The sequence below is a fragment of the Christensenella tenuis genome (genome assembly GCF_014287795.1).
Classification (GTDB): domain Bacteria; phylum Bacillota; class Clostridia; order Christensenellales; family Christensenellaceae; genus Christensenella; species Christensenella tenuis.
Genome location: NZ_JACOON010000004.1, coordinates 234,306 through 256,966 on the forward strand (window position 1 = coordinate 234,306; position 22,661 = coordinate 256,966).

General features: G+C 54.7%; 19 protein-coding genes. 8 read left to right on the forward strand and 11 right to left on the reverse strand.

Features of this window, described 5'->3' with window-relative positions; all coding sequences use genetic code 11:
* The first annotated feature begins 157 nt into the window (after positions 1 to 157).
* Positions 158 to 1,618: a sugar ABC transporter ATP-binding protein gene (locus H8S18_RS08835; protein WP_186857946.1), complete on the forward strand. Its 1,461-nt coding sequence runs from the start codon at positions 158 to 160 to the stop codon at positions 1,616 to 1,618.
* Positions 1,619 to 1,779: 161 nt separating this feature from the next.
* Here H8S18_RS08835 and H8S18_RS15085 read toward each other — a convergent pair whose 3' ends face one another.
* The gene (locus tag H8S18_RS15085) at positions 1,780 to 1,935 is read right to left on the reverse strand and encodes a helix-turn-helix domain-containing protein (protein WP_407926961.1); all 156 of its coding nucleotides are present in this window, start codon (positions 1,933 to 1,935) and stop codon (positions 1,780 to 1,782) included.
* A 631-nt stretch (positions 1,936 to 2,566) separates the two neighbouring features.
* Between H8S18_RS15085 and H8S18_RS08845 the strand changes: the two genes are divergently transcribed.
* From H8S18_RS08845 to H8S18_RS08875, 7 genes are all read left to right on the forward strand, one after another.
* Positions 2,567 to 4,093, forward strand: a complete 1,527-nt coding sequence (locus tag H8S18_RS08845; protein WP_186857947.1) for a sugar ABC transporter ATP-binding protein — start codon at positions 2,567 to 2,569, stop codon at positions 4,091 to 4,093.
* Positions 4,090 to 5,049, forward strand: a complete 960-nt coding sequence (locus H8S18_RS08850) for an ABC transporter permease (RefSeq protein ID WP_186857948.1) — start codon at positions 4,090 to 4,092, stop codon at positions 5,047 to 5,049. The genes H8S18_RS08845 and H8S18_RS08850 overlap by 4 nt, the downstream gene beginning before the upstream one ends.
* Before the next feature lie 12 nt (positions 5,050 to 5,061).
* Complete coding sequence (locus tag H8S18_RS08855; RefSeq protein ID WP_243165112.1) at positions 5,062 to 6,042, forward strand: ABC transporter permease; 981 nt, start codon at positions 5,062 to 5,064, stop codon at positions 6,040 to 6,042.
* A 49-nt stretch (positions 6,043 to 6,091) separates the two neighbouring features.
* On the forward strand, positions 6,092 to 7,261 hold the full coding sequence (locus H8S18_RS08860; RefSeq protein WP_186857949.1) for a sugar ABC transporter substrate-binding protein: 1,170 nt from the start codon (positions 6,092 to 6,094) through the stop codon (positions 7,259 to 7,261).
* A 159-nt stretch (positions 7,262 to 7,420) separates the two neighbouring features.
* A complete protein-coding gene (locus H8S18_RS08865; protein ID WP_186857950.1) occupies positions 7,421 to 8,653 on the forward strand; it encodes a M24 family metallopeptidase in 1,233 nt (410 codons plus the stop codon).
* A gap of 146 nt (positions 8,654 to 8,799) precedes the next feature.
* Positions 8,800 to 9,813 (forward strand): ABC transporter permease, encoded by a 1,014-nt coding sequence (locus tag H8S18_RS08870; protein WP_186857951.1) that lies wholly within the window; start codon positions 8,800 to 8,802, stop codon positions 9,811 to 9,813.
* On the forward strand, positions 9,810 to 10,868 hold the full coding sequence (locus tag H8S18_RS08875; protein ID WP_186857952.1) for a substrate-binding domain-containing protein: 1,059 nt from the start codon (positions 9,810 to 9,812) through the stop codon (positions 10,866 to 10,868). Before H8S18_RS08870 ends, H8S18_RS08875 begins: the two co-directional genes overlap by 4 nt.
* A 94-nt stretch (positions 10,869 to 10,962) precedes the next feature.
* Here H8S18_RS08875 and araD read toward each other — a convergent pair whose 3' ends face one another.
* From araD to H8S18_RS08925, 10 genes are all read right to left on the reverse strand, one after another.
* The gene (gene araD / locus H8S18_RS08880) at positions 10,963 to 11,688 is read right to left on the reverse strand and encodes an L-ribulose-5-phosphate 4-epimerase AraD (protein ID WP_330598756.1); all 726 of its coding nucleotides are present in this window, start codon (positions 11,686 to 11,688) and stop codon (positions 10,963 to 10,965) included.
* Positions 11,675 to 13,360: a ribulokinase gene (locus H8S18_RS08885; protein ID WP_186857953.1), complete on the reverse strand. Its 1,686-nt coding sequence runs from the start codon at positions 13,358 to 13,360 to the stop codon at positions 11,675 to 11,677. Before H8S18_RS08885 ends, araD begins: the two co-directional genes overlap by 14 nt.
* A 30-nt stretch (positions 13,361 to 13,390) precedes the next feature.
* A complete protein-coding gene (locus H8S18_RS08890; protein WP_186857954.1) occupies positions 13,391 to 14,005 on the reverse strand; it encodes a KpsF/GutQ family sugar-phosphate isomerase in 615 nt (204 codons plus the stop codon).
* A gap of 12 nt (positions 14,006 to 14,017) precedes the next feature.
* The gene (locus H8S18_RS08895) at positions 14,018 to 15,517 is read right to left on the reverse strand and encodes a xylulokinase (RefSeq protein WP_186857955.1); all 1,500 of its coding nucleotides are present in this window, start codon (positions 15,515 to 15,517) and stop codon (positions 14,018 to 14,020) included.
* 4 nt (positions 15,518 to 15,521) lie between these two features.
* On the reverse strand, positions 15,522 to 16,667 hold the full coding sequence (locus H8S18_RS08900) for a uroporphyrinogen decarboxylase family protein (RefSeq protein WP_186857956.1): 1,146 nt from the start codon (positions 16,665 to 16,667) through the stop codon (positions 15,522 to 15,524).
* A 19-nt stretch (positions 16,668 to 16,686) separates the two neighbouring features.
* A complete protein-coding gene (locus H8S18_RS08905) occupies positions 16,687 to 17,742 on the reverse strand; it encodes an ABC transporter permease (protein WP_186857957.1) in 1,056 nt (351 codons plus the stop codon).
* A complete protein-coding gene (locus tag H8S18_RS08910) occupies positions 17,739 to 18,782 on the reverse strand; it encodes an ABC transporter permease (protein WP_186857958.1) in 1,044 nt (347 codons plus the stop codon). The genes H8S18_RS08905 and H8S18_RS08910 overlap by 4 nt, the downstream gene beginning before the upstream one ends.
* Before the next feature lie 14 nt (positions 18,783 to 18,796).
* Positions 18,797 to 20,305 carry a sugar ABC transporter ATP-binding protein gene (locus tag H8S18_RS08915; protein WP_186857959.1) on the reverse strand — a complete coding sequence of 503 codons (1,509 nt, stop codon included), beginning with the start codon at positions 20,303 to 20,305 and terminating at the stop codon, positions 18,797 to 18,799.
* 67 nt (positions 20,306 to 20,372) lie between these two features.
* The gene (locus tag H8S18_RS08920) at positions 20,373 to 21,470 is read right to left on the reverse strand and encodes an autoinducer 2 ABC transporter substrate-binding protein (protein ID WP_186857960.1); all 1,098 of its coding nucleotides are present in this window, start codon (positions 21,468 to 21,470) and stop codon (positions 20,373 to 20,375) included.
* 49 nt (positions 21,471 to 21,519) lie between these two features.
* A complete protein-coding gene (locus tag H8S18_RS08925; protein ID WP_186857961.1) occupies positions 21,520 to 22,659 on the reverse strand; it encodes a uroporphyrinogen decarboxylase family protein in 1,140 nt (379 codons plus the stop codon).
* Positions 22,660 to 22,661 lie beyond the last annotated feature (2 nt).

Here is a 22,661-nt window from a genome sequence, read left to right on the forward strand (position 1 = left end):
TAATCTTGCATTGATTCCACAAGTTTGTTCATATCTGGAAATGCAATATCCCGTTAAACTTGACCATGGGGAAATATCATTATAGTATGACTATAGTATATAGGAAACAGGTGCCGGTATGTATTAAAATCGCGGCGCATAAAAGGGAGATGCAAAAATGGTGCTCACCATGAACCACATTGATAAAGCGTTTGTCGGCAACCCGGTCCTGGAAAACGTTGCGTTCGAGCTTGCAGAGGCGGAGATCCACGCGCTTGTAGGCCTTAACGGCGCGGGAAAAACCACGCTGATCAGCATCCTTTCGGGCGTGTTTCCCGCCGACAGCGGCACCATCACTTTTTGCGGACGGCAGGTACAGTTCGAAAGCCCGCGCGAGGCTCTTGCAGAGGGCATCTTCACGGTGTACCAAGCCACCAACCTGCTTCCGGACCTTACGGTTGCGGAGAATATTTTCCTCAATAATATGCAGAAAAGGGGCGGACTTATTCACTATAAAAAAATGTATGCTGATGCGCGCGCCCAATTTGAAAAAATGGGATACGTACTCGACGTGGCAAGAAAGGTGCGGGACCTCAATATCAGCGAGAGATATATGGTCTCCACCGCCAGGGCCTACCTTTCGGATGCCCGGGTGTTTATTATGGATGAGCCGATGATTAACCTTGCGGCGGCGGAAAAAGAGATTTTCGTGCGCTTCATGAAGGAGATGCGTGCGCAGGGAAAATCTGTTCTCTATATCACGCATAACATCGGGGAGGTGCTTTCCCTGTGCGACCGGGTGACGGCGCTGCGTGATGGAAAAAACGTGGCTGTATGCAGCACGCACGGCCTGTCCGCGAGCCGGCTCAGCTACCTTATTTCAGGCAACGAATCACTGAGGTTGTATCCGCCCAAGGCAGCCCGGCAAGACAAAATTTTGCTTGAGATTAGCCATCTTAATATGGAACCCGTGTTGCATGATATCAGTCTGCGGCTGTATGCGGGAGAAATCCTGGGTATCACGGGGCTAACCGGCTCCGGACGTACAGCGCTCATCAAGACGATTTTCGGTGAATTCGAGATGGATTCCGGCCGCCTAAAACTGCGCGGAAAGGAACTTGAGCTTAAAAATGCGACAGATGCGGTGAACCATGGTTTTGGGTATGTGAATGAGAACCGAATGGATGCGGGGCTGTTTCCTGATATGGGAGTGGCGGCCAACCTTACTATTTCCGCACTCGAAGATATCCGCAGGGGAATCTTCCTCGACCTTCGGCAGGAAATGGAGGAAGTTGTTGACCAATCCATTGAGCTGAACCTTAAGATGGACAGCCTGCATCAGGAGATACGCTTTTTGAGCGGGGGAAACCAGCAGAAAGTGATGGTGGGGCGGTCGCTTATCTCGAATGCAAGCATCTTGCTCCTCGATGAACCAACCAAGGGAATCGATATCGTTTCGCGCAGCGAAATCTATATTGTAATGAACGAGCTTGCCGCGAGCGGCAAAGGTATTATCCTCGTATCCTCGGATATGGATGAAATCGCCGGCCTGTGTGACAGGGCGCTCGTACTCCAAAACGGGCGGCTGGTCGCAGAGCTTAAAGAGGAAGAACTGCCGCGGCTCATGGAATATATGTAGCCGCAGTGCGGCATTTCCGGCCCGTGCGGAAGAACCCGAGCTTAAAAAACACCCAAACAAGGATCGTCTGACACCCTCTGATTTTCATGATCCAAGCAGTTATTTCCTGTCTGTCCGCTCAAGAATATAGTCTACGAAAACACCATAATAATCCGCAAGCTTCACAAGGTAGCTTGCGGGGATTTCACGTTTCCCGTCTCATAGTTGCTGTATACCCGCTGATCGATATGAAGACCCTCCGCGATTTCACGCTGCGGCAAATTATGGCCGATCCGTAAATTACGTAATCTTTTTAAATACAATATAACCACCTCCATTATAGTATATCTACTATCAAACAATAGTATTGAATTTACTATTGTTTGATAGTAAACCGGATGTAAGGAGGGCGGTTATGAAGAAATATAGAGTAAAAAGGGAAGTGCCATGGCAGTATTTTAGCGTTCCTGCGCAACAGGCTCAAGGTAAGAATGGCAGAGCTTGATTTTATTTAGGAGGAGGCAGAACATCGCGCAATGAGCGACGGGATGCTGAGTTTTTCGGAGGAACGCATGGAATAGGCCTATAATGCATACGTCTCCCTGCGCGCATTTTTGGGATATTGCAGTTCGACGGTGATAGAAAAAGAGGCTGTCAAACGAATCAAAAAAGCGGAGTGAAGGATTCAAAAAACCTACACATTTTTGCGGACGGGCGCAAGAAAGAGATATTACCCAAACGGTACAAGAGGCCCCTCATTTTGGGAAAAGGCCTTTTGTACCGCTTTTTTTTGCGTTTTTTTTACGTCCGTGCCGCCGCAAGAATTGGAAGGCAGAGGGGCAAGCTTGTTTCTTGTGGCGCAAGGCAATGGCAGATAAGATAAAGAAAGTCAGCCGGTGAACTGAGATGGTTTTTTCGGAACCGGCTTCTATCGGATATACAACACCAAAAAGAACAGGGGGGAAGAATATGGGAAACAGCGGCAATGCTTTCATCGAGATGACGGGCATCACCAAGCGTTTTCCCGGCGTGGTTGCTCTTTCGGATGTTTCGCTCAACGTAAATAGGGGCGAGGTTGTCGCGCTTGTTGGGGAAAACGGCGCGGGCAAATCTACGCTGATGAAGATGCTTTCCGGGCTCTATCATCCCGATGAAGGAGAGATCCGGGTGAATGGAAAGCCTGTCCGCATTACAGATCCAGGATGCGCGCAGGCACTTGGTATCAGCACGATTTTCCAGGAGCCGTCGCTTGCACCGCACCTGAATGCGGTACAAAACGTATACCTTGGGCGGGAAGTGCAGAAGGGCCTCATAGGAAAGGCAGTACGCCGCCTCGACGAAAAGGCTATGCTTGAGGAAACGCAGAAGTTATATGCTAAATTTTTCCCGACCGTGGAGGATGTCCTCGTCCCGGTCGGACAGATGGGAGCGCTTAAAAACCGCGTGATCGAGATCGTGAAGGCGTTATCCATAAAATGTTCGCTCGTCATCATGGACGAGCCGACCGCAGCCCTTGCGGAGCACGAACGGCAGGTATTATTCGATTTTGTACATATGCTCAAATCGCAGGGTATCGCGGTGATCTACATCACGCACCACCTGCGCGAGCTTTTCGGGCTTGTCGACCGCATTGTGGTTATGCGCGACGGCAAAAACGTGGCGGAGGTCGGACCGGAAGATACGGATGTTGATGACCTCGTAGCGCGTATGGTGGGCCGCACTATCACCAATTATATCGTAAAGGAGGACGTTCCCGTGGGCGGTGAGATCCTACGCGTAAGCGGCCTTAACCGTAAAGGCGTGCTTGAGGATGTGAGCCTGCATGTAAACCGCGGAGAGATCGTGGGCCTCGCAGGACTTGCGGGCGCGGGCCGCACCGAGACCGTGCGCGCTATTGTGGGCGCAGACAAGATATCTTCGGGTACGGTGTCTGTAGGCGGCAGGGAATGCCGCATTAAGACGCCGAAAGACGCGATCCGCTGCGGCATTGGGATGCTGCCCGAAAACAGAAAACTGCAAGGCGCGCTCATTGAGCAAGACGTAAAAGATAACATAACGCTCGCAAACCTCAAAGAGGTGCTGGCCGGAAACTTTATTCTCCGGAAAAATAAAGAAATCAAAACGGCGAAGGAGTATGTGCAGCGGCTGGGGGTCAAAACGCCGACCATCTACCAGAAAGTGAAATCCCTTTCGGGCGGCAACCAGCAAAAGGTGATCCTTGCGAAATGGCTGTTCACAAAACCGCAGGTACTGATCTTTGACGAGCCGACGCAGGGCATCGACGTAGGAGCAAAGCACGAAATCTATAACCTGATTGCGAATTTCGTAAAAGAGGGAGGGGGCATTCTGCTCGTATCGTCCGAGCTTCCCGAGCTTTTGGGCCTTGCGGACCGTATCTATGTGATGCACCAGGGAAAAATCGTACACGAATTTACCCGCGCGGAGGCAACGGAGGAAAATATCACACTGTATGCGTCGGGAGGGCATGAATCATGAAAAAACAGGAAAATGCACATACCAAAAAGTTTGACGAACTGGGTATCCTGATCGTCATGATCGCGCTGTTCGTGTTCCTTGCCATTGCATCCCCCTTTTTCCTGAAGGTGGAGAACATACAGAATTTGCTTCTGCAATCGGTATTCGTGATGCTCGTAGGCTTCGGCATGACATTCGTGCTTACCATCGGCGGAATCGACCTTTCGGTAGGTTCGATCCTTGGTTATTCGGGCGCGGTTACGGGAATGGTTATTGCGGCAGGGGGCGGCGTTTTCCCTGCGATCCTCGCGGGGCTTGGGACGGGCGCGGGGTTTGGCATCATAAACGGACTGTTGATCACACAGCTTAAGATTGCCCCGTTTCTTGTGACCTTTGCCATGTCGAGCGTGGTGCGCGGTATTCTCCTGCTATCCACGACCAACGGCGCGGTCAGCGGATTTGCGGTACCGGAATTCACCTATCTTGCGCAGGGCTATATCGCGGGGCTGCCCATACCGGTATTTATCACCATTATCGTGTTCGTAATCCTGCTGTTCCTGTTCAAGTTTACGAGCTTCGGACGCAACGTGACGGCCATCGGTTCAAACCGCGAGGTTGCATTCCTGTCCGGCGTATCGTGCGGCAAAATTACAGTGGGCGTATATATGCTTTCCGGCCTCCTTGCGGCACTGTCCGGGGTACTCCTTGCAGCACGCCTCACGGCTGTGCAGTCTGAAATGGGCAGTGGTTATGAAATGGACGCGATCGCGGCGGCCGTTATCGGCGGTACCAGCATGGCGGGCGGCAAGGGCAGTATTGTCGGAGCGATCATCGGCGCGGTGATCCTCGGCATGATCTCAAACGGACTCGATCTTCTGTCGGTGAACCAGTTTTACCGCCAGATTATCGTCGGGGCGATCATCATCATCGCCGTGGCGCTTGAACGGTTTACGTCGCGTAAAGCCCAGCGGGTCTAGGAAGGAGGACATATGAAAAACAATGAAATGACTGCACCGCTTGCAGTAAAGGCAAAAAAGAAAATAGACCGGCAGCTTCTCGGCCTGCTGATTTTCGTCATCGCCATGATGGTCGTGATGTCCTTCCTGTCGGATAGCTTCCTTTCGGTGTCGAACCTTACCAATGTGTTCCGCCAGTCTGTATTCATCATGCTTCTTGGCTTTGGTATGACGTTTGTACTCACTACCGGCGGCATCGATCTTTCGGTGGGTGTGATGCTTGCCCTTTCGGGCGGCATGTCGGGCTGGCTGCTTTCCATGAATGTCAATATCGTTCCGGCGGTCATCGCGGGTGTCCTCGTGGGTCTGTTGGTAGGCGCGGGCAATGGCCTGATGATCACCAAACTGCGCATCACGCCCTTTATTGCCACGCTTGCCACTATGAGCATCGGACGCGGGGTGATGTATGTGTGGACGAACTCTATCCCCTTCCGCAATTATATGGTGGGTGGCTTCCGCTTCATTGGGCAGGGGGATATTTTTGGGCTGCAGTTCCCCATCGTGATTGCCATCGTGGCCTTCGTGATTCTGCAATTCGTATACCGGTGTACGGCGTTCGGGCGGCATGTGACGGCATATGGAAGCAACGAGGAATCGGCAAGGGTGTCGGGCATCAATACGGATAAGCTTTTAATCAAGGTCTACGCGCTGTCCGGCCTGATGGCAGCCATCGCGGGGATCACGCTCGCGTCCCGTCTCGAAACAGTACATCCCGAGATGGGCAAGGGCTATGAACTCGACGCAATCGCAGCGGCGATCATTGGCGGCACAAGCCTTTCGGGCGGAAAGGGAACGCTTGTCGGCACGGTGCTGGGCGCGTTTATCATTTATCTTATCAGCAATGCGCTCAACCTACTGAACGTGGATCCGGACTGGGAAACGATTGTAAAGGGCATCATCATACTGATCGTGGTGGCGGTAGAATTCCTGAGCCACCGCAATAAGAAAGAATAGTTTTTGCATACGGCGTATGCACATAAAATAACAGGAGGAATAGAAAAACATGAAAAAAAGGCATTTTAAAGTGGTAGGATTTGCCCTTGCGGTACTCATGATACTGAGTGTGGCGCTTGTGGGCTGCGGAAACGTGGACAGCCCGGTGCAGACGCCGGCCGCAGCGCCGGACGGCGGCACAGCCGATACGGGAACGGCGGCCGCCTCCGCAGCAGAAGGCACATGGCAATGGGGAGATCCGGCATGGGAAGCAGCGGTGCGTGCCAAGGTGGAAGGCAAGACCTTCAAGATTGGCTTTACTCCACCGGCTGCATCCGAGTTCTATGATATCATCATGCACGGGGCCTATACCATGATGAACGAACTGCACGACCGCTTTGGCGTGAACTTTGAATTCGAGTTCGTGGCGCCGAGCGAGCACGACGCAGTGGAATCGCAGGTTTCGACCATCGAAAACTGGGCGACGAAAGAATTCGACGCGGTACTGGTGTGCACGGCGGGCGACTTCGACTCGATGAACGCCGTTTACGAAAAAGCAACGGCGGCAGGCACGGCTGTGTATCTGTTCAACATGCCCGCGGAACTATGGGATGTGGACAGCATCAAGGCGACCTCTGTCATCAGCTACGACAACGCGCGCCAGTCCGGCTATCTCGTAGGCCAATACGCGGCTGAAAAGCTCGGCGGCGAAGGTAAAATCCTCTTTATCTCCGGCAATGACGGCCACTGGACGACCTCGCGCCGCGAGGGTTTCATGGAGGCGGTATCCGAATATCCGGGCCTCACGATTGTAGGCGAGCAGCGCGGCGAATATGTGCGCGATGCGGGCATGGCGGCAGCGGAAAACCTCCTGCAGGCAAACCCGGATGTGGACTTTATCTATGGCGAAAATGAGGAAATGGCGCAGGGCGCGGTACAGGCAGTGCAGGCAATGGGCCTCAAAATGTGGGATGGAAATGAAGGCATCATTGTGGTCGGCGCGGACGGCCTGAAATCAGGCTTTGAACAGATCAGGAGCGGTGGGCTCACCGCTACGGTAGACGTAGGCAGCGTGGACCAGGGCCGCGAGGCAATCAAGGCGATCTTTATGCACGAACTCCTCGGCTATAGCATTGATAAGGTCATCAACGTGCCTACCATCCTTGTGGACAGTGAAAACGTCGATGTTCCCGAAGCATATGTGGACTGGGCGCTTGCAACGACGGAAAACTATAAGTAAACGATGAGTGGAGGATGCGTCCGGGCGCGCCGTCTGCGCACCCGGACGCACTCAAAAACCAAGGACTCTGCATGTGCACGAGTCAAGACGAAACAAATGAGTCCTGCTAAAAAATTTTTACAGCAAACAATCATAAAAAATCTAAAGGAGGCAAAACAAATGATTGCAAAGAAAACGAGAGACATGTTACCTGCGAAGTTCGAGCAGCTCATCAATGAAAGTATTTGGGATGGGTTTGGCGAGACGATCACGGGCGCGGAATATAAAGCGCGCGTCGAAATGGTGAAAGGAAAAATAGAAGAAGAAGGCTGGGATGCGATGCTCGTGTTCGGCGACTGCTACCGCATGAGCAACATCCGCTGGCTGGTCAACTACCGTACCATCGACGGCGTATATCCGCAGCCGGAGATTGTATTCCTGGCCCCCGGGGCAGACCCGGTGTTCTTCCTGCCCGACAGCCAAATCCGCTCCGCGCACGAGGAATCCGCAATGAAGTACATGGGAGACGACATCCGCGAGATACGCGGCGAACTGAGCCGCTTCCTTGCGGACTACAATGCCAAAAAGCCGCTCAAGAAGGTTGCGCTGTGCGGCTATACCTACTGCGATCTTGAAATCTGGGACGAAATCAGAAAAGGCATCCCGGATGCAGACATTAAACAGAGCCAGATGATCGAATATTACAAATCCATCAAAACGGAAAAAGAGCTGCGCACCATGCGCAGGGCGGGACGCGTAGCGGATATCGGCGCGCAGATGCTTTATGATGTAATGGAAGACGGCATCACCGAAAAAGAGGCGCAAAGTTTGGTCTATGCGGCAATGTTCGCGTCCGGCGCGCACAGCATTGCTTTTGACATCATGGTACAGACGGGCGACAACCTTCTGTCCCTCTTCAAACGCCCTACAGACACAAAGATCACACGCGGCAATATCGTGATGATGGACCACGGCTGCCGAATCAACGATTACTGCTCCGACTCCGCAAGGACGTATGTGTTCGGCGACGTGCAAAAGGAAAAAGTCGAACTGCTTGAAAAGCTGAACCGTGTGTTTGAAACGGGGCTCGAACAGATCTGCGCAGGCATGACGGGCCGTGAGGCAGATGCTGTCATCCGTGCGGCAGCGGATAAGGAAGGCATCACGCAATTCATAGTGTCCCCGAGCGAAGGACGCCTGGGGCCGCACGGAACGGGTATGGATCCCGAAGAATCCATGCCGATCATCGGGCCGGATTCAGACGACGTGCTTGTGGAGGGACAGACATTCGCATATGAACTGTCAGCTATCGACGAGAACCTGACGGGCGTACGCACGGAAGACCCGATCGTCGTGCACAAAGACGGTATGGAACCGCTGACGAACTTTCCGCGGTTCAGCTATAAACCGTAAGTACCGGGATTACTTTTTTCCTCAAAAACAGCCGCTTTCTTAAGCGGCTGTTTTTTGCGGGAGAAATTCCGCAAGAATGTTAGTTTTTTTACGGAAGGTTATTTGCTACAATAGCAAAAAAGGAGCGTAAAAGGGGTAGCCATATCATGAACAGGCGCAGCGCAATGACCAACCGGGGAACGGAAATGCAAAAAAATATAGCGGGATTTTTGCGGGACAACGCCGCGATGATCGCGCTCCTCGTCATCGTATTGCTGTTGATTGCCTTCTTCGCACCGCAGTTTTTCAGCGTACAGAACATTACGAACGTTGCCCGGCAGGCTTCCACCACGGGCATTATTGCCATTGGTATGATGTTCGTCATCATCACCGGCGGGATCGACCTTTCGGTGGGCGGCGTGCTTGCAGTGGCGGGGATCGCCTTTTCCATCCTCACGAAATTCGGCTTCGAGCTGTGGATCGCAGTGCTGTGCGCCCTGCTCCTTGGTGCAATCGCAGGGATTATCAACGGATTCGGTACCATCTTTTTAGGCATCCAGCCGTTTATCATGACGCTTGCAACCTCTTCGGTCACTGGGGGACTTGCGTTGCTCTTGTGCGACGGGATCCCCGTAGAGTTTACCACTGTGACAAGCCCGGTGATAGACTTTTTCGGAAATGGAAATGTGGGGCCGGTGCCCGGTCCGTTCGTACTCTTCGCCGCATTGGCCGTGCTTTCGGTTGTGGTGCTGCGCTACGTGCCCTTCGGGCGGTATGTATATAGTGTAGGCAGCAGCTTTGAAGGTGCGCGCCTTGCGGGTGTGCGCACTACGCGGATCATTATGGTCACCTATATCGTGTGCAGCATATGCGCGGCGCTCGCGGGTATCGTGACGGCGTGCCGGCTGTATGTGGGTCATCCGGTGGCGGGCAGTACGGCGGCGCTCGACAGCATTGCCGCCATCGTAATCGGCGGCACCAGCCTTTCGGGGGGGAAGGGCAGCGTGGTTGGTACGGTAGTGGGCATACTGCTGATGACGGCGGTCGCCAACCTGTTGAACCTGACGGGAGTGCCTACATACATACAGCAGATCGTTAAGGGCGTCATCATTGTCCTTGCGATTTTGCTTTCCACCAAGGGGCTCAAGGGGCGTATCAAGGAAGCGTGGAGGGGATTATGAAACGAACCGTGACTGTGATGCTTACCGTGGCAGCGCTGCTTCTGGTATCCTGCGTACACATGACACAATTACCCGCGGAAAACCCTGAGGGCGAGGGAGAGACCGTACTTTACACTGTGGATGGAGAACCCATTGATTTCGGCATTTATTGCAGTGAAACCGCCGCAGAGACGCTCGTACCGGAAAAAGCGCTCAACGAATATACCGGTACTGTAGGTGTAATCGTTTCGTCTATGCGCTTTCCATACGGAGGGGGCACGAAGGTTATGGCGGAGGAGACGTTGGAAACATATTTCCCCAATATGAATTATGTGATCGGCAACGGCGACGGGGATCCGGTTACGCAAAGCGCGCTGATCGACGACTATATTGCACGGGGCATCGACGTGCTGGTGATCGATCCGGTGGAGAAAGAAGCGATGGTGCCTGCTTTTGAACGGCTGAAGGCAGCGGGAATCCCTGTGGTATGCGTAGACCGTTACGTGCCCGCAGATTACGAGTCTGTGGTCAAGGCAGACGACGTGAAGATTGGCCAAAAGGCGGGAGAAGCGATGGTGGAGCTCCTTGGAGGCAAAGGAAAGGTCGTAGAGATACAGGGCGCCCCGGCGGCCTCCAACACCAACGACAGGCACATTGGCTTTGCGCAGGGCATCGCGGGTTCGCAGATCGAGGTAATTGCCGCGCCGTACGCGGATTTTTTGCAGACACGCGGCCTCGGGGAGATGGAAGACCTTTTGCAGCGCTTCCCGGATGACGGCGATATCGATGCAATCTTCAGCCAGTCGGACGTTATGACGATGGGAATCATTCAAGCCTTAAAAGCGGCGGGAAGGGATATCCCTATCGTAAGCATCGATGCGCAGGAATCCGCGCTCGGCGCGGTGCAGGCGGGAGACATTGATGCGGTGGTGGCCTATCCCATCCCCATGCCTGCCGGCATCTTTGCGGGCGTGAAGGTGATGGAGGGGGAGGAAATTCCGGACTATATTGAGCTCGAGTGCCCGGTGATCACGAAGGAAAACGTGGAGGATTATATCGGCCATTCTGGCTACTGAGCAACGTGGAGAGGCGGCAGGCCATCATGCTGCCATAGTTGAATAAAGCAGAAAAAGAGCCGGGAATTTCCGGCTCCTTCCGTAAGGAAATACTTCAACGTGCGGTGTTGCCGCTCTTTTTTTGCCCGTAATAAGCGTTTTCGCCAAATTTTCGGCAATAGTGTTTATCAAGAAGCGCCGGACTGATTCCATTCGGAGCGCTTTGGTCAAGCGTTTTATTCAGGTATGCCATTTTCGCTATATATTCGAGCACCAGGGCAGTTTTAACCGCCGTTGCCGGGTCAGGCCCCCATGTGAAGGGACCATGACTTTTTACCAGCACGGCAGGAACCTTCGATGGATCGCGGCCGGAAAACGCTTCAACAATCACCTTTCCTGTGTTTTTTTCATAATGGCGGTCTGCGGGTGTGCCGATTTCCTCAGCAGTCAGCTCCCGTGTACAGGGAATTTCTCCGTAGAAGTAGTCCGCGTGCGTTGTTCCAAGGCACGGAATCGCTTTTCCCGCCTGTGCCCACATGGTCGCGTAGGTGGAGTGGATGTGGACGACGGCGCCGACGGACGGAAACGCCCGATAGAGGGCAAGGTGCGTGGGCAGGTCCGTAGACGGCGCGCCTCCGGAAAGCACAGTCCCGTCAAGATCCGTAAGCGTTATATCCCGCTCTGTCATGGAGGCATAGTCAACGCCGCTCGATTTGACCGCCACACAGGTACGGTCTTCCGAAATCCCGGAAACATTCCCCCAAGTGAGGATGGCGAGGCGCTCCTGCGGCAGCATCCGGTTTGCTTCCGTCACCTGCCGGATCAGTTCATTCATATTCATGGTAGCATGCTCCTTTCCGGCGCATAGCCTTAAGCCGTTTCATCACATCGTTTGCGCCCCGGCCAAAATAGTTGTGGAGCGTTACATATTCCTGATACAGGACGTCATATGCCGCGGCCGCGCCGGGATCCGGCGTATAAATGGCATAACGCCGGCAGGCAAGCTGCGCTGCATCTCCAATCCCGGCACAGCCGCCGCCGTCCCTGCCCGCTGCGAGGGCACCGTAGAGCGCTGCGGAAAATGCGGGGAGCTGGGCGGATTCCACCACACGAATTTCCCGCCCTGTGATATTGGCGTAAAGCTGCATCATAAAAGGGTTTTTCTGTGCGATCCCGCCTGCGGCATAAAATTCGTCCACGGGGATTCCCGCCGCCGCAAAGGACTCGAGGATCATCCGGGTTCCATAGGCCGTGGCCTCCATAAGGGCACGGAAAATATCTTCCGGCTTTGTCCCGAGGGTGCAGCCGAGAAGCAGCCCGGAGAGGTCGCCGTCCACAAGGACGGAACGGTTTCCGTTCCACCAGTCGAGTGCGATAAGCCCACTTTCCCCGGGAACCTTTTTTTCCGCGAGACGGGTGAGATATTCGTAAATACCGGTTCCTTCCTCCTGCGCGCGCCTTTCATAGGCCGCTGGCACACAGTTTTTCACGAACCAGCTGAAATGATCGCCCACGCAGCTTTGGCCGGCTTCATAGCCGATAAGCCCGGGAATGAGGCCGTCCGGCACGATTCCACATACGCCGGGTATGGGCCGAGGCCGGGAAGAATTCACGAGATGGCAGGTTGATGTGCCCATGATCGCAAGCATCTGGCCCGGACGGGTGAGGCCCGCGCCCAGGCAGGAAACATGCGCGTCGAGGTTGGCCGCCGCAACGGGTGTGCCCTGTGCAAGGCCGGTCAGTTTTGCCATACGGGCGGTAATGCCGCCCGCCCTGCCGCCGAGCGGCAAGATAGGGGTATTAAGTTTTGTTTCGGCGAAATCCTCCATCCGTGGATCGAGTGCGGCAAAAAAGCTGCGGGATGGAAAGCCGTCCGTTTTGCTCCAGATCGCTTTATAGCCTGCCGCGCAGGCGTTACGCCACAGCCTGCCCGTAAGTTGCGCAACGATCCAGTCGCCCGCTTCCACAAAGTACGCCATTTTTTCATACAGTTTTGGCGCTTCGTTCAGGATTTGCCATGCCTTAGGGACAACCCATTCGGAAGAAATTTTTCTGCCGTAATTTTCGAGGAATTTTTCTCCGCGTTCCTGCGCGATTTGATTGAGGCGTGTGGCTTCTTTTTGCGCCGCGTGATGCTTCCAGAGCTTTACATAGGCGTGCGGTTCGCTTGCGTATTCGGGTAAAAAACACAAAGGCGTGCCTTCCGCCGTAACGGGGAGGACCGTGCAGGATGTGAAATCGATCCCGACCCCGCAAATTTGCGTGCCCGAAGCGCCTGCACTGCGGAGGACCTCCGGTACGGCAGCGGCAAGCGTGTCGATATAGTCCTGCGGATGCTGAAGCGCCCAGTCTGCCGGGAGCGGTCTGCCGCAGGGCAGGGCCGTATCCATCACGCCATGCGGATACTCGCAGGAGGAGGATGCGGCAATTTCGCCTGTATGCATCTCCACCAGCACACACCGCGCGGACAAGGTGCCAAAATCTACGCCCAAAGCATATCGTTTCTGTTCCATAATACCTCCTGATTTAAAATAGGCCCGGGTTCACAGCCGCTCTCTGCGCAGCTTTTCACCGACCGAGCCGCCGGGATGCGTAAGGAAAAAATCTTTTTTGGTAAATCCGTTATGCTGCATTACCGCAAAAGCGATCGCGTCCCATGCGGCAATTGCCGCCACAATACTGCCCGAGGCAATCAGCCCCCACGGACAGGGTTCTTTTTCCACGGAAACCTTGAGCAGGATATCGCAGCCCCTGCCAAGGGGGGAATTTTCGTTTTCCGTTACGCCGATGACGGTTGCGCCCTTCTTTTTGCAGGCGGGCAGGTAATTCAGGATTTCCTGCGTTGTTCCGCCTTTGGCAAGCAAAACGACAACATCCCCCTGCTGGATCACGCCCATCCCGCCGTGAATCGAATTGGCAGGGGAGAGGAAGAGGGAGGGAACCTCAATTACGCTTAAGGTATGCGCAATTTTTTGGGCCGCAACACCGGAAGTTCCACATCCGGCGGTAACGACCTTTTTCCCCCTTGCCTTCAGCGTCAAAAGCAAATCTACAATTTGGTCCATCACCGCATAATCGAGCGTCGTTAAAAGGCTGTCCACAATATTTCGCTCGTCCGTCAGCACCTGCGTATAAATTTCCTGGTAATCCTTTTGCATCGTAACTCCTTTCTAAAAAGAGGATAAAGCCGAAAATTCGTTTTTCAGCTTGGGATAAAGACCGAGATAGAGCGCAAAAAGCCTGTCGTATACTTCCCGGTTTTGCGCGTTCGGCGTATACTGCGCGCGCGTCCGTACCGCGCGCTCCAAAACACCGGAAACATCCGGATAACAGCCCGCCGCCGCGCCCGCGAGGACCGCGTCGCCGACCGGACCCGCGTTGGTTACGTCCGGGACGGAAACCTCCCGGCCCGTCACGTCCGCAAGTGTCTGCATCCATACGGCGCTTTCCGTGGGGCCGCCGGCCACGCGCAGGCCCTCTACGGCGCAGCCCGCCCGTTCATACATTGTCAGGTTGTGGCGCACCGCGAAGCAAACGCCTTCCATGACCGCGCGCGCGAGGTCTTCCTTCGTGGTACGGGATGTCATGCCAATAAAACAGGCGCGCGCCTTTTCGTCCCAAAGGGGGGAAAGCTCTCCCGCGAGGTAAGGCAGGAATAGCACGCCGCGGCTTCCCGCAGGGGAGGCCTGCGCGTATGCGTTCAGCGTACCGTAGCAGAGTTTAGTCCCGGACGCATCGGTAAGCACGTTTTCCCGCAGCCACTTGAGGCACGCGCCGTTGTTGCCCATGGTGGCGAGCATCAGCCAAGTGCCGGGAAAGAGGCAGGCCTGCGTGAGCAGGCAGCCGTCTTCGCGCGGACGATCCATGATAACGCCCATATTCCCGGCGGTTCCCATGGAAAAGAACACTTGTCCGGGCTGGTAAACCCCCATGCCGAGCGCTGCGGCCGTATTATCGTGCGAGCCGCCGGCTACGGGCGTGTCTGCGGGAAGTCCGCATTCCCGCGCGGCCTGCGCGGTGACGTGTCCCATAAGGCTTGTGGAGGAAACCGCCTCAGGCAGCTTTTCATAGGGAATTTCGAGCAGAGAACACAATTTATGCGAATATTGGTGCGTCTTATAGTCGTATAAATGACAAAAGGTCGCCTCGGACGGCGGAACGGCAAAGCGCCCGGTGAGGCGCAGGCCCACATAGGACATGACGCCGCAAAAACCGGAGGACCGGTCGAAACGCGGTTTATCGTGTTTTTTCAGCCACAGGAAATTCGGCGTGGAAAGCAAGGTGGAAATTTCGTTGGCGTTCACCTGTGCGATCTCCTCCGCAAAATGGTCCCGGAGCCATGCGGCCTCCTCGCCGGTGCGGCCGTCCATCCAGGTAAAGGCGTTGCCGATCGCCCGGCCGTCCGCGCCTACGCATACCGTGGCGCATCCCTGCGAGCTCAGCGCCGCGGCGATGATTTCGCATTCTCCCGCCCGCGCGAGCACCTGCCTGCTTGCCGCACAAAACATTGCCCACCAGTCTTCCGGGTCCTGTTCCGCCCAAAGGGGGTGCGGATGCTTCATTTCATATTCAAACAGGTCGCTGCCCACGGTTTCCCCTGTTTCGGGATCGAGCAGTACGGCCTTCACTCCACCCGTGCCGAGATCCGCGCCGAACAAATATTTTTTCATAAGGTTACCCCCGCCCACCAGTGGTATAGCGCTGCGCCGTCTCATAAACGGCAACCAGGTTTTCCGCCGGCGTATCGGGCTGAAGGTGGTTGGATGGCCCGAAGATATATCCGCCGCCAGGTGAAAACGCATCGAGCCGGCGCAGGGCTTCGTCAATTGCTTCCTCCCGTGTGCCGTTCATGCCGCCCTGCAGGTCAAGCCCGCCGTGGAACACAAGCTCGCTGCCAAACTCCTTTTTCAGGGAAAGGGAATCCATTCCCGCCGCCCGCGGCTGAAGGGACTGGAGGATATCGATCCCGCCCGCGATAAATTCGGGGATCAGCTCCCGCACGGCGCCGCACGAATGCAGGAAAAGCTTTACGTCCGGTGCAACCCGTTTGACTGCGCGAAACACCTTTTCATTTGGTTCCTTAATGAATTCACGGTATTTTTCTACGGGCAGCAGGAGGCTGTCCTGCAAACCATAATCACTCTCGAATTCCACCCACCCGATATACGGCGCGATCGGCGCGATATAGAAGGCGTATAATTCCGCAATCACGTCGGACACCTTGTCGAGCAGATGGTGGGCAAACGTTTCATCGAGGTACATATCGCATAAAAACTGTTCCTGCCCGCGCAGGTAAAAGCAGAAATCCATCGCCAGCCCGGAAATGGGCGACATGGCGGTGACATAATAGTCCGTGTCCTCATACCAGTGCCGCGCCTCTTCCGCAAGTCCAAGGATACGTTCCGGTGCGGCGGGGTTTGGAAAGGGATAGCTGTCGATGGCATCCCGGGACGCTTCGGCGAGCGGATGGTATACCATCGTAGGGTAAGGGCCGACGAGCTTATAGCCGCAGCCCCATTCGTCGAAGAACTCCGCGTCCACGGCCTCCTGCCGCAGATTTTTCTCTTTTTTTTCGGGATAGCGGGCAATCACGTGCCGGAAATCCACACCGAACAGGTCGGCGATCCGGTGGTCAGTGTATTCCGCCGTCTTGCCGGGACGATCTTTTATTCCTGTTCCGGTCAGATCCAGAAGTTTCAGCAGTTCGAAATAGAGTGGGTTGGTAATGCGGTTCGCCGTGCCGAAAAGGGCGATCGGCGGCCGGTCTCCTTCCCGGAATGAAAGGGCGCGCTCTACACGTTCTCTGTGTGTCATAGCCATAACAGGATCCTCCTTTACTTTAAGCCTCGGCGGCTTCTTCCATGCTCAATTTTTTCATCAGCTTTGCCTGTTCCTTTTGCTCAATGATGCAGTTGGCAATCAGTACGGCGACCAGAACCGCGCCCCAGATCAATCCGCGGTAGAAGTTGTTGATTTCGCGGAACAGGTTGAGCCCGGTCGAGATGGTCTGCAAAATCAGCACCGCCACGACGATGCCGCTTACCTTACCGAACCCGCCCTCCGTTTTTACGCCGCCAAGCACGCAGATGAGTACGCACTGCAGGGTATAGGAAGAGCCGGTATCGGCCTTTGCCGAGGCGTTGCGCCCCATCATAATAAGGGAAGCGACGATGGCAAGCAGCCCGGAATAAATATATGTCTTCATCAAAACCGTATTGGTATGGATGCCCGAGAAGGCGGCGGCCTTTTCATTGGTGCCGAGCATGTAAAGCTTTTGCCCGTAGTTTGTTTTGTTGAGGACAAAGCTGACCCAGGCCGCGCACGCGATAAACATCAGCAGAGGAACGGGAAGCCAGCCGAAAAGAGCGCTGTTGATGCCATGTTCGTACGCGGGGACAAGTCCGCTTACGGATTTCCCTTCCGTGATCACGATAGCAAGGCCGGTAAAAATTTGCATGGTGCCCATGGTCGCCAAAATAGGCGGGATGCGGAACCGGGAAACGAGCAAGCCGTTAAACGCGCCGCAGCTGAGCCCAACAAGAAAACCGATGGCAGCCGCTCCCGCGATGTATAAAGGTACGGCGTCCGGCGCGGCATCTGTGGCCGCGGTAGAAAGAAACAGCGCCATCAGGATGCCCGCGAGGTTTGCGATGCCCACCACGGAAAGGTCGATGCCGCCCGAAATAAGCGTTAAGGCCACGCCCAGTGCCAGAATAGAATATTCCGGAAGCTGGACGGCCATGGAAGCAAAGGTTTCCGGCTTCAAAAAAGCACCCTGTTTGGTGATTGCGAAAAATGCAAATACGATCACAAATACGGCGAGCAGTCTTAAAAGATTGCTGTTGCGTTCCGAGAAGCTCTGGAACCTGTTAGAGAATGCAGCTTGTGTTTTCATCCCAATTCCTCCTTGGCACGTTCATCGAGGCTCAGGGAACCCCGGTATTTTTTGCTTGCCTGATACACGGAAATGCCCGTACCGATCACGATGAGCGCTCCCGTAAAAAATTGCTGCCAATAGGTCGGCACGCCGATCAGCACCAGACTGTTGGACACAATCGTCATCAGGAAGGCCCCGAGGACCGTACCTGTGATCGTCCCAACGCCGCCCGTGATGCGCGCCCCGCCGAGGACCGTTGCCGCAATGATGGTGAGCTCTGTTCCCAGCAGGCTGGTAAAATGAGCCGCCTGCGACATGCCTGTGCGCGTAACCCCCGCGATTCCCGCGAGAAGCCCCACGTAGCAATAGACGAAAAATTGAATCCGCGTCACCCGAAAGCCCGCGCGCCGCGCTGCCCCGGGATCGCCGCCTACCGCGTAAATACCGCGGCCGAGCGTCGTATAGCGCAGGAGAATAAACGTAACCACGACCACGCCGAGCAAAATAAAGAGCGTGCTCGGCATATCGCTCGTAAGGCCGGAGTCCGCGTTCTGGGCGGTAAACAGCTTGCTGCTTCCAAGTTCCATCAGGATGGGGGAGGCCGTTTTTTCCTTGGCTTCGAATACACCGCGCAAAAGGCCGGTGAAGATGCTGGAAGTACCCAGTGTGACGATCATGGTGGGCAGGTTGAATTTGGAAATGACGACGGCGTTCAGCGCGCCGCAGGCAATGCCGATCCCCCCGGCCAGCAGAAAGGGAACGACGATACTCCCCGAAAAACCGGTATCCAGCATCACAGAGTTTGTGATGTACATGGCCAGCGCCGCAATCGGCACAAACGAAAGGTCAATCCCGCCGGACAACATCACGACGAGCACCCCGATGCCGAAGATACACGGCACGATGCCCGAACGCACAATATCTACCAGGTTGTTCGGCGTAAAAAACTGTCCGCTGCGGACTTCAATCAGCAGGCAGATCGCCACGATGATAATTGCGATGTAGAACTCGTTGTGCGAAAGCAGCCTGTTCCATTTTCTTTTACTTAATTCATTCATAGCATGAACTCCTTTCAACAGCGGGCGGCAGTGTCACTGATAATATTTGCAACCTCGCGTTCCGTAGTGCTTGACGTATCCATTTCACATACGGTTCGGCCCCCGCGCATAATCATCATGCGGTTGCAGTTCGGGAGAAGTTCGGAGAGGTCGTCGGAAATCATGATGATTGCGATCCCCTGTGCTGCAAGGTCGCGCAGGATCTGGTGGATATCATATTTGGAGCCAATATCAACGCCCACAGTCGGCCCGTTCAGGATCAGCACCCTCAGGTCGGAAGCGAGCCACTTGGCAAGTACCACCTTTTGCTGGTTGCCGCCCGAAAGGGAGGAAACCGGGTCGGAAAGCCTGCGGATCTTGATGTGCAGGCTTTCCCGCCACTCCTCCGCCAGCCTGCGCAGCGCGCCCGCGTGGTATACGCCGTTTTTATCCGTGTAACTGTCGAGGACGGAGACGATCATATTGTTTTCAATACTTTGCGGGAGGAACAGCGCTTCGGTCGCCCGGTCTTCGGGCACATAGCCAATGCCGTATTTCTGTGCGTCCGCGACGGAGTGAATGCGCGCCTGCTTCCCGCCAATCAGGATACGGCCCGTTTTTGCGCGCAGCATGCCGAAAAGGGAAAGCGCAAGCTCGGTACGGCCGGAGCCGAGGAGCCCAGTGATGCCGTAGATATCGCCCTTGCGTACACAAAAGGAGATATCTTCGTACGCGCCGGGGAGCCCGAGGTCTTGCACCTCCAGCACCGTTTCGCCGGGATGCGCGCAGGTGTACTGTTCCTGCTTGAATTCACGGCCCGTCATATAGTAAGCGAATTTCTTCTGGTCTACTTCCTTAATGTCCGTGGTAATCACGTTTTCACCATTCCGGAAAACGGTCAGCCGGTCACATATCTCATAAACCTCATCCATCTTGTGGCTGACAAACAAAATAGAGATTCCGCTTGCCTGCAGGTTCTTTATGATTTTAAACAGTGCCGCGACTTCCTTTTTCGTCAGCGCTGTGGTTGGCTCGTCCATAATGATCAGCTTGGCGCTCATCAGCAGCGCGCGCGAAATGGCGACAAGCTGCTTGTTTGCGACGGACAGGTTTTCCACCCGTTCGTCAAAATCGATTGAAAAGCCAATCTTTGAGACCGCTTCCTGTGCGATCTCGCGGTAGTGTTTCCAGTTGACCGTTTTTTTGTGCTCCATCAAAGTCTGCGTCGCTGCAATGTTTTCCATCACTGTAAGGTTTGGAAAAACGGCAAAATCCTGATAAATGACCTGCACGCCTTCGCCGATGGATTCAATGGGCGTAAGTTTGGTATAGCGGGTCCCGTTCAGGGTGACGGAACCGCTGTCGGCCACATAATCCCCTGAGATAATTTTGATGAGAGTCGATTTTCCGCAGCCGTTTTCCCCGGCGAGGCAGTGGATTTCCCCGCGCCGGATCTCAAGGTCCACGCCCTTCAAAGCGTGCACCCCGCCGAACGACTTGACGATCTTTTCCGCTTTCAGGATGATATCGCCTGAATGTTCCATAAAACTTCCTCCTTTAATCATTCGGGGCAGGCGATCCGCCTGCCCCGAACATGTTTTCCTATTGTCCCTAGAAGTAGAAGCCCAAATCGTTCAGGTTGTCTTTGGTGATTCCCACATATCCTTTGCCGTAGGTGATGGTTGGGTCGGTTTCGTCAATGATCAGCTCGTTAAAGCCGTCCGCCCCGAGATCCATACCACTCTGAACCGTCTGCCCGTCGAGGACATTTTTGGCGAGCATCATCAGCGCATAGATGGAGTTTGCCGGATCCCACAGATAGCACTGCTTAAGCGTGCCGCTCTTAAGATAGGATTCGTTCATGCTCGGAAGGCCTGTGCCCGTTACAAATACTTTGCCGGAAAGGCCGAGCTCTTCGATTGCACGGCAAATGCCGGGAACGTCGTTGGAGGATGTTCCGATAAAGCCCTTCAAATCAGGATATTTTTTCAGCATTTCCTTTGCTTTTTCGTAAGCCCGCTCGAGGTTGTCTTCGGATTCTACCCGTGCATCGGAGCCGTCTACCAACTTCATGTTGGGATAGGCTTCCTCTTGGCGCGCGACTGCGGCGTCGGCCCACTGGTTGTGCGCCACGTTCGTGACATAGGAAACCATCGTGCAGTAGGTGCCTTCCTCGCCCATTTCAGAAGCAAGCTGATCCATCAGGGTCGCGCCGTACTCCGCGGGCGCAAACGGCTCGAGGTCGTAGTCCTTGCTTTCCTGCGTGGTCGCCTCCTGCGTGAACACCATAATGCCTGCTTCGCGTGCTTTTGCCAGCACGGGCTCGAGCGTCGTGGGATCAATAGGGTAGATGCAGATCGCATCGACATCCTGCGCAATCAGGTCTTCCACTACCTGCACCTGCAAGGCCGCATCGATTTCTTCAGGACCGACCTGGAAGGAATCCGTACCGGTGTCTTCCGCAAACTTCTGGACACCCTCGTCCGTACGGGCAAACCATGCGTTTACATTGTCCTTTACCACCATGGCGATTTTCCAGCCCGAAGAAGCGCCGGCGCTTGCCCCGCCATCCGCGGCAGGCTCGGCGGAACTGCTTTCCGCGGCCGAAGCCCCGGCAGACGGAGCCTCGCTTGCGGCTGGGGCCGAAGAGCATCCGAAGGCCGTGGCCATCAGGAGAACTGCTAAAACTACCAATAATACTTTTTTCATACTTTCCTCCTCATATTTTGGGATATAGTTTCAGGGCTTTGCCCTAAACTCAATAGACGCCGTATTTCAGGCAGGTGTCGAAGAATGCTTCCACGTTTTCGGCGGATACATCTCCCTGCAGGTTGTGGATGGAGGCGAAGACAAAGCCGCCGCCCGGCTTGAAATCAAGCACCCTGCGTTTGGTTTCCTCGACGACGCCCTCTACGCTCCCCTGCGAGAGCACAACGGGATTTGCACCGCCGCCCCAGAAGGTGAGGTCTTTGCCGTATTCCCGCTTTAAAATGGCGCTGTCCATTCCTGCCGCCTGTACTTGTACGGGATTTAAGATATCCACGCCCACATCGATCAGGTCGGGAATATATTCCACCATACAGCCGCAGCCGTGATAGTAAACCTTGGCATCCGTATGCTTTTTGATGCAGTCGATCAGCGCGCGGTGCCGCGGCTTAAAAACATCGCGGTAAATCTGCGGGTTGAAAAGCGGCCCGTTCTGGCTGCCAAGGTCGTCGCCAATCTGTACAACCTGTACGTATTCGCCCACCTCAGCAAGGCACCGGGGCCAGAATTCGAGGTAGAAATCAAGCACTTTCTGCGCCATCATTTCAATGGAAGAGAGGTTCATTGCAAAGTCGAGATACATGACCTCAATGCTGCGCAGAGCATAAATCTGCTCGAATATCCCCCAGCACGGGCTGTAGATAACGATTGCCTTATCCGTTGTCTCATAGAGGTTTTTCGCTTCCTCACGCAGACCGGCAAACCGGGCCGGGTCTGCCGGATCGGGCATCTGCCATTTTTCGAGTTCTTCATAGCTCATATCCGCAAGGACACATTTTTCAAAATCGAAGTACAGGCCTCCATCCTTGGGACAGCGCATTTTGGTGCCGAACTGGTCGTAATAGGTGAGGTAGTCCCCTTCATCTCTGATTTCCAGCTTGTAGCCGGACGGAGCCTTGGAATAGAGGGGAAGCGTATCCGACTGAAAACGCTCCAAAAGCCGCTTATCAGGATAGACAATCTGCTGAAAAGGATCTTGGATGACGATCTTGCCGTCGTCCATGTGATAGTATTTGAAAAGCTTTTTTTCCCCCTCCCTGTGGATGCTGTCGTGCGTGCCGCCGAATGCAATGGGTACACGGTCCGCCTCGCGGTGATTGATTGCGCACAAAACGCGTTCGCGCGAGTTCATAA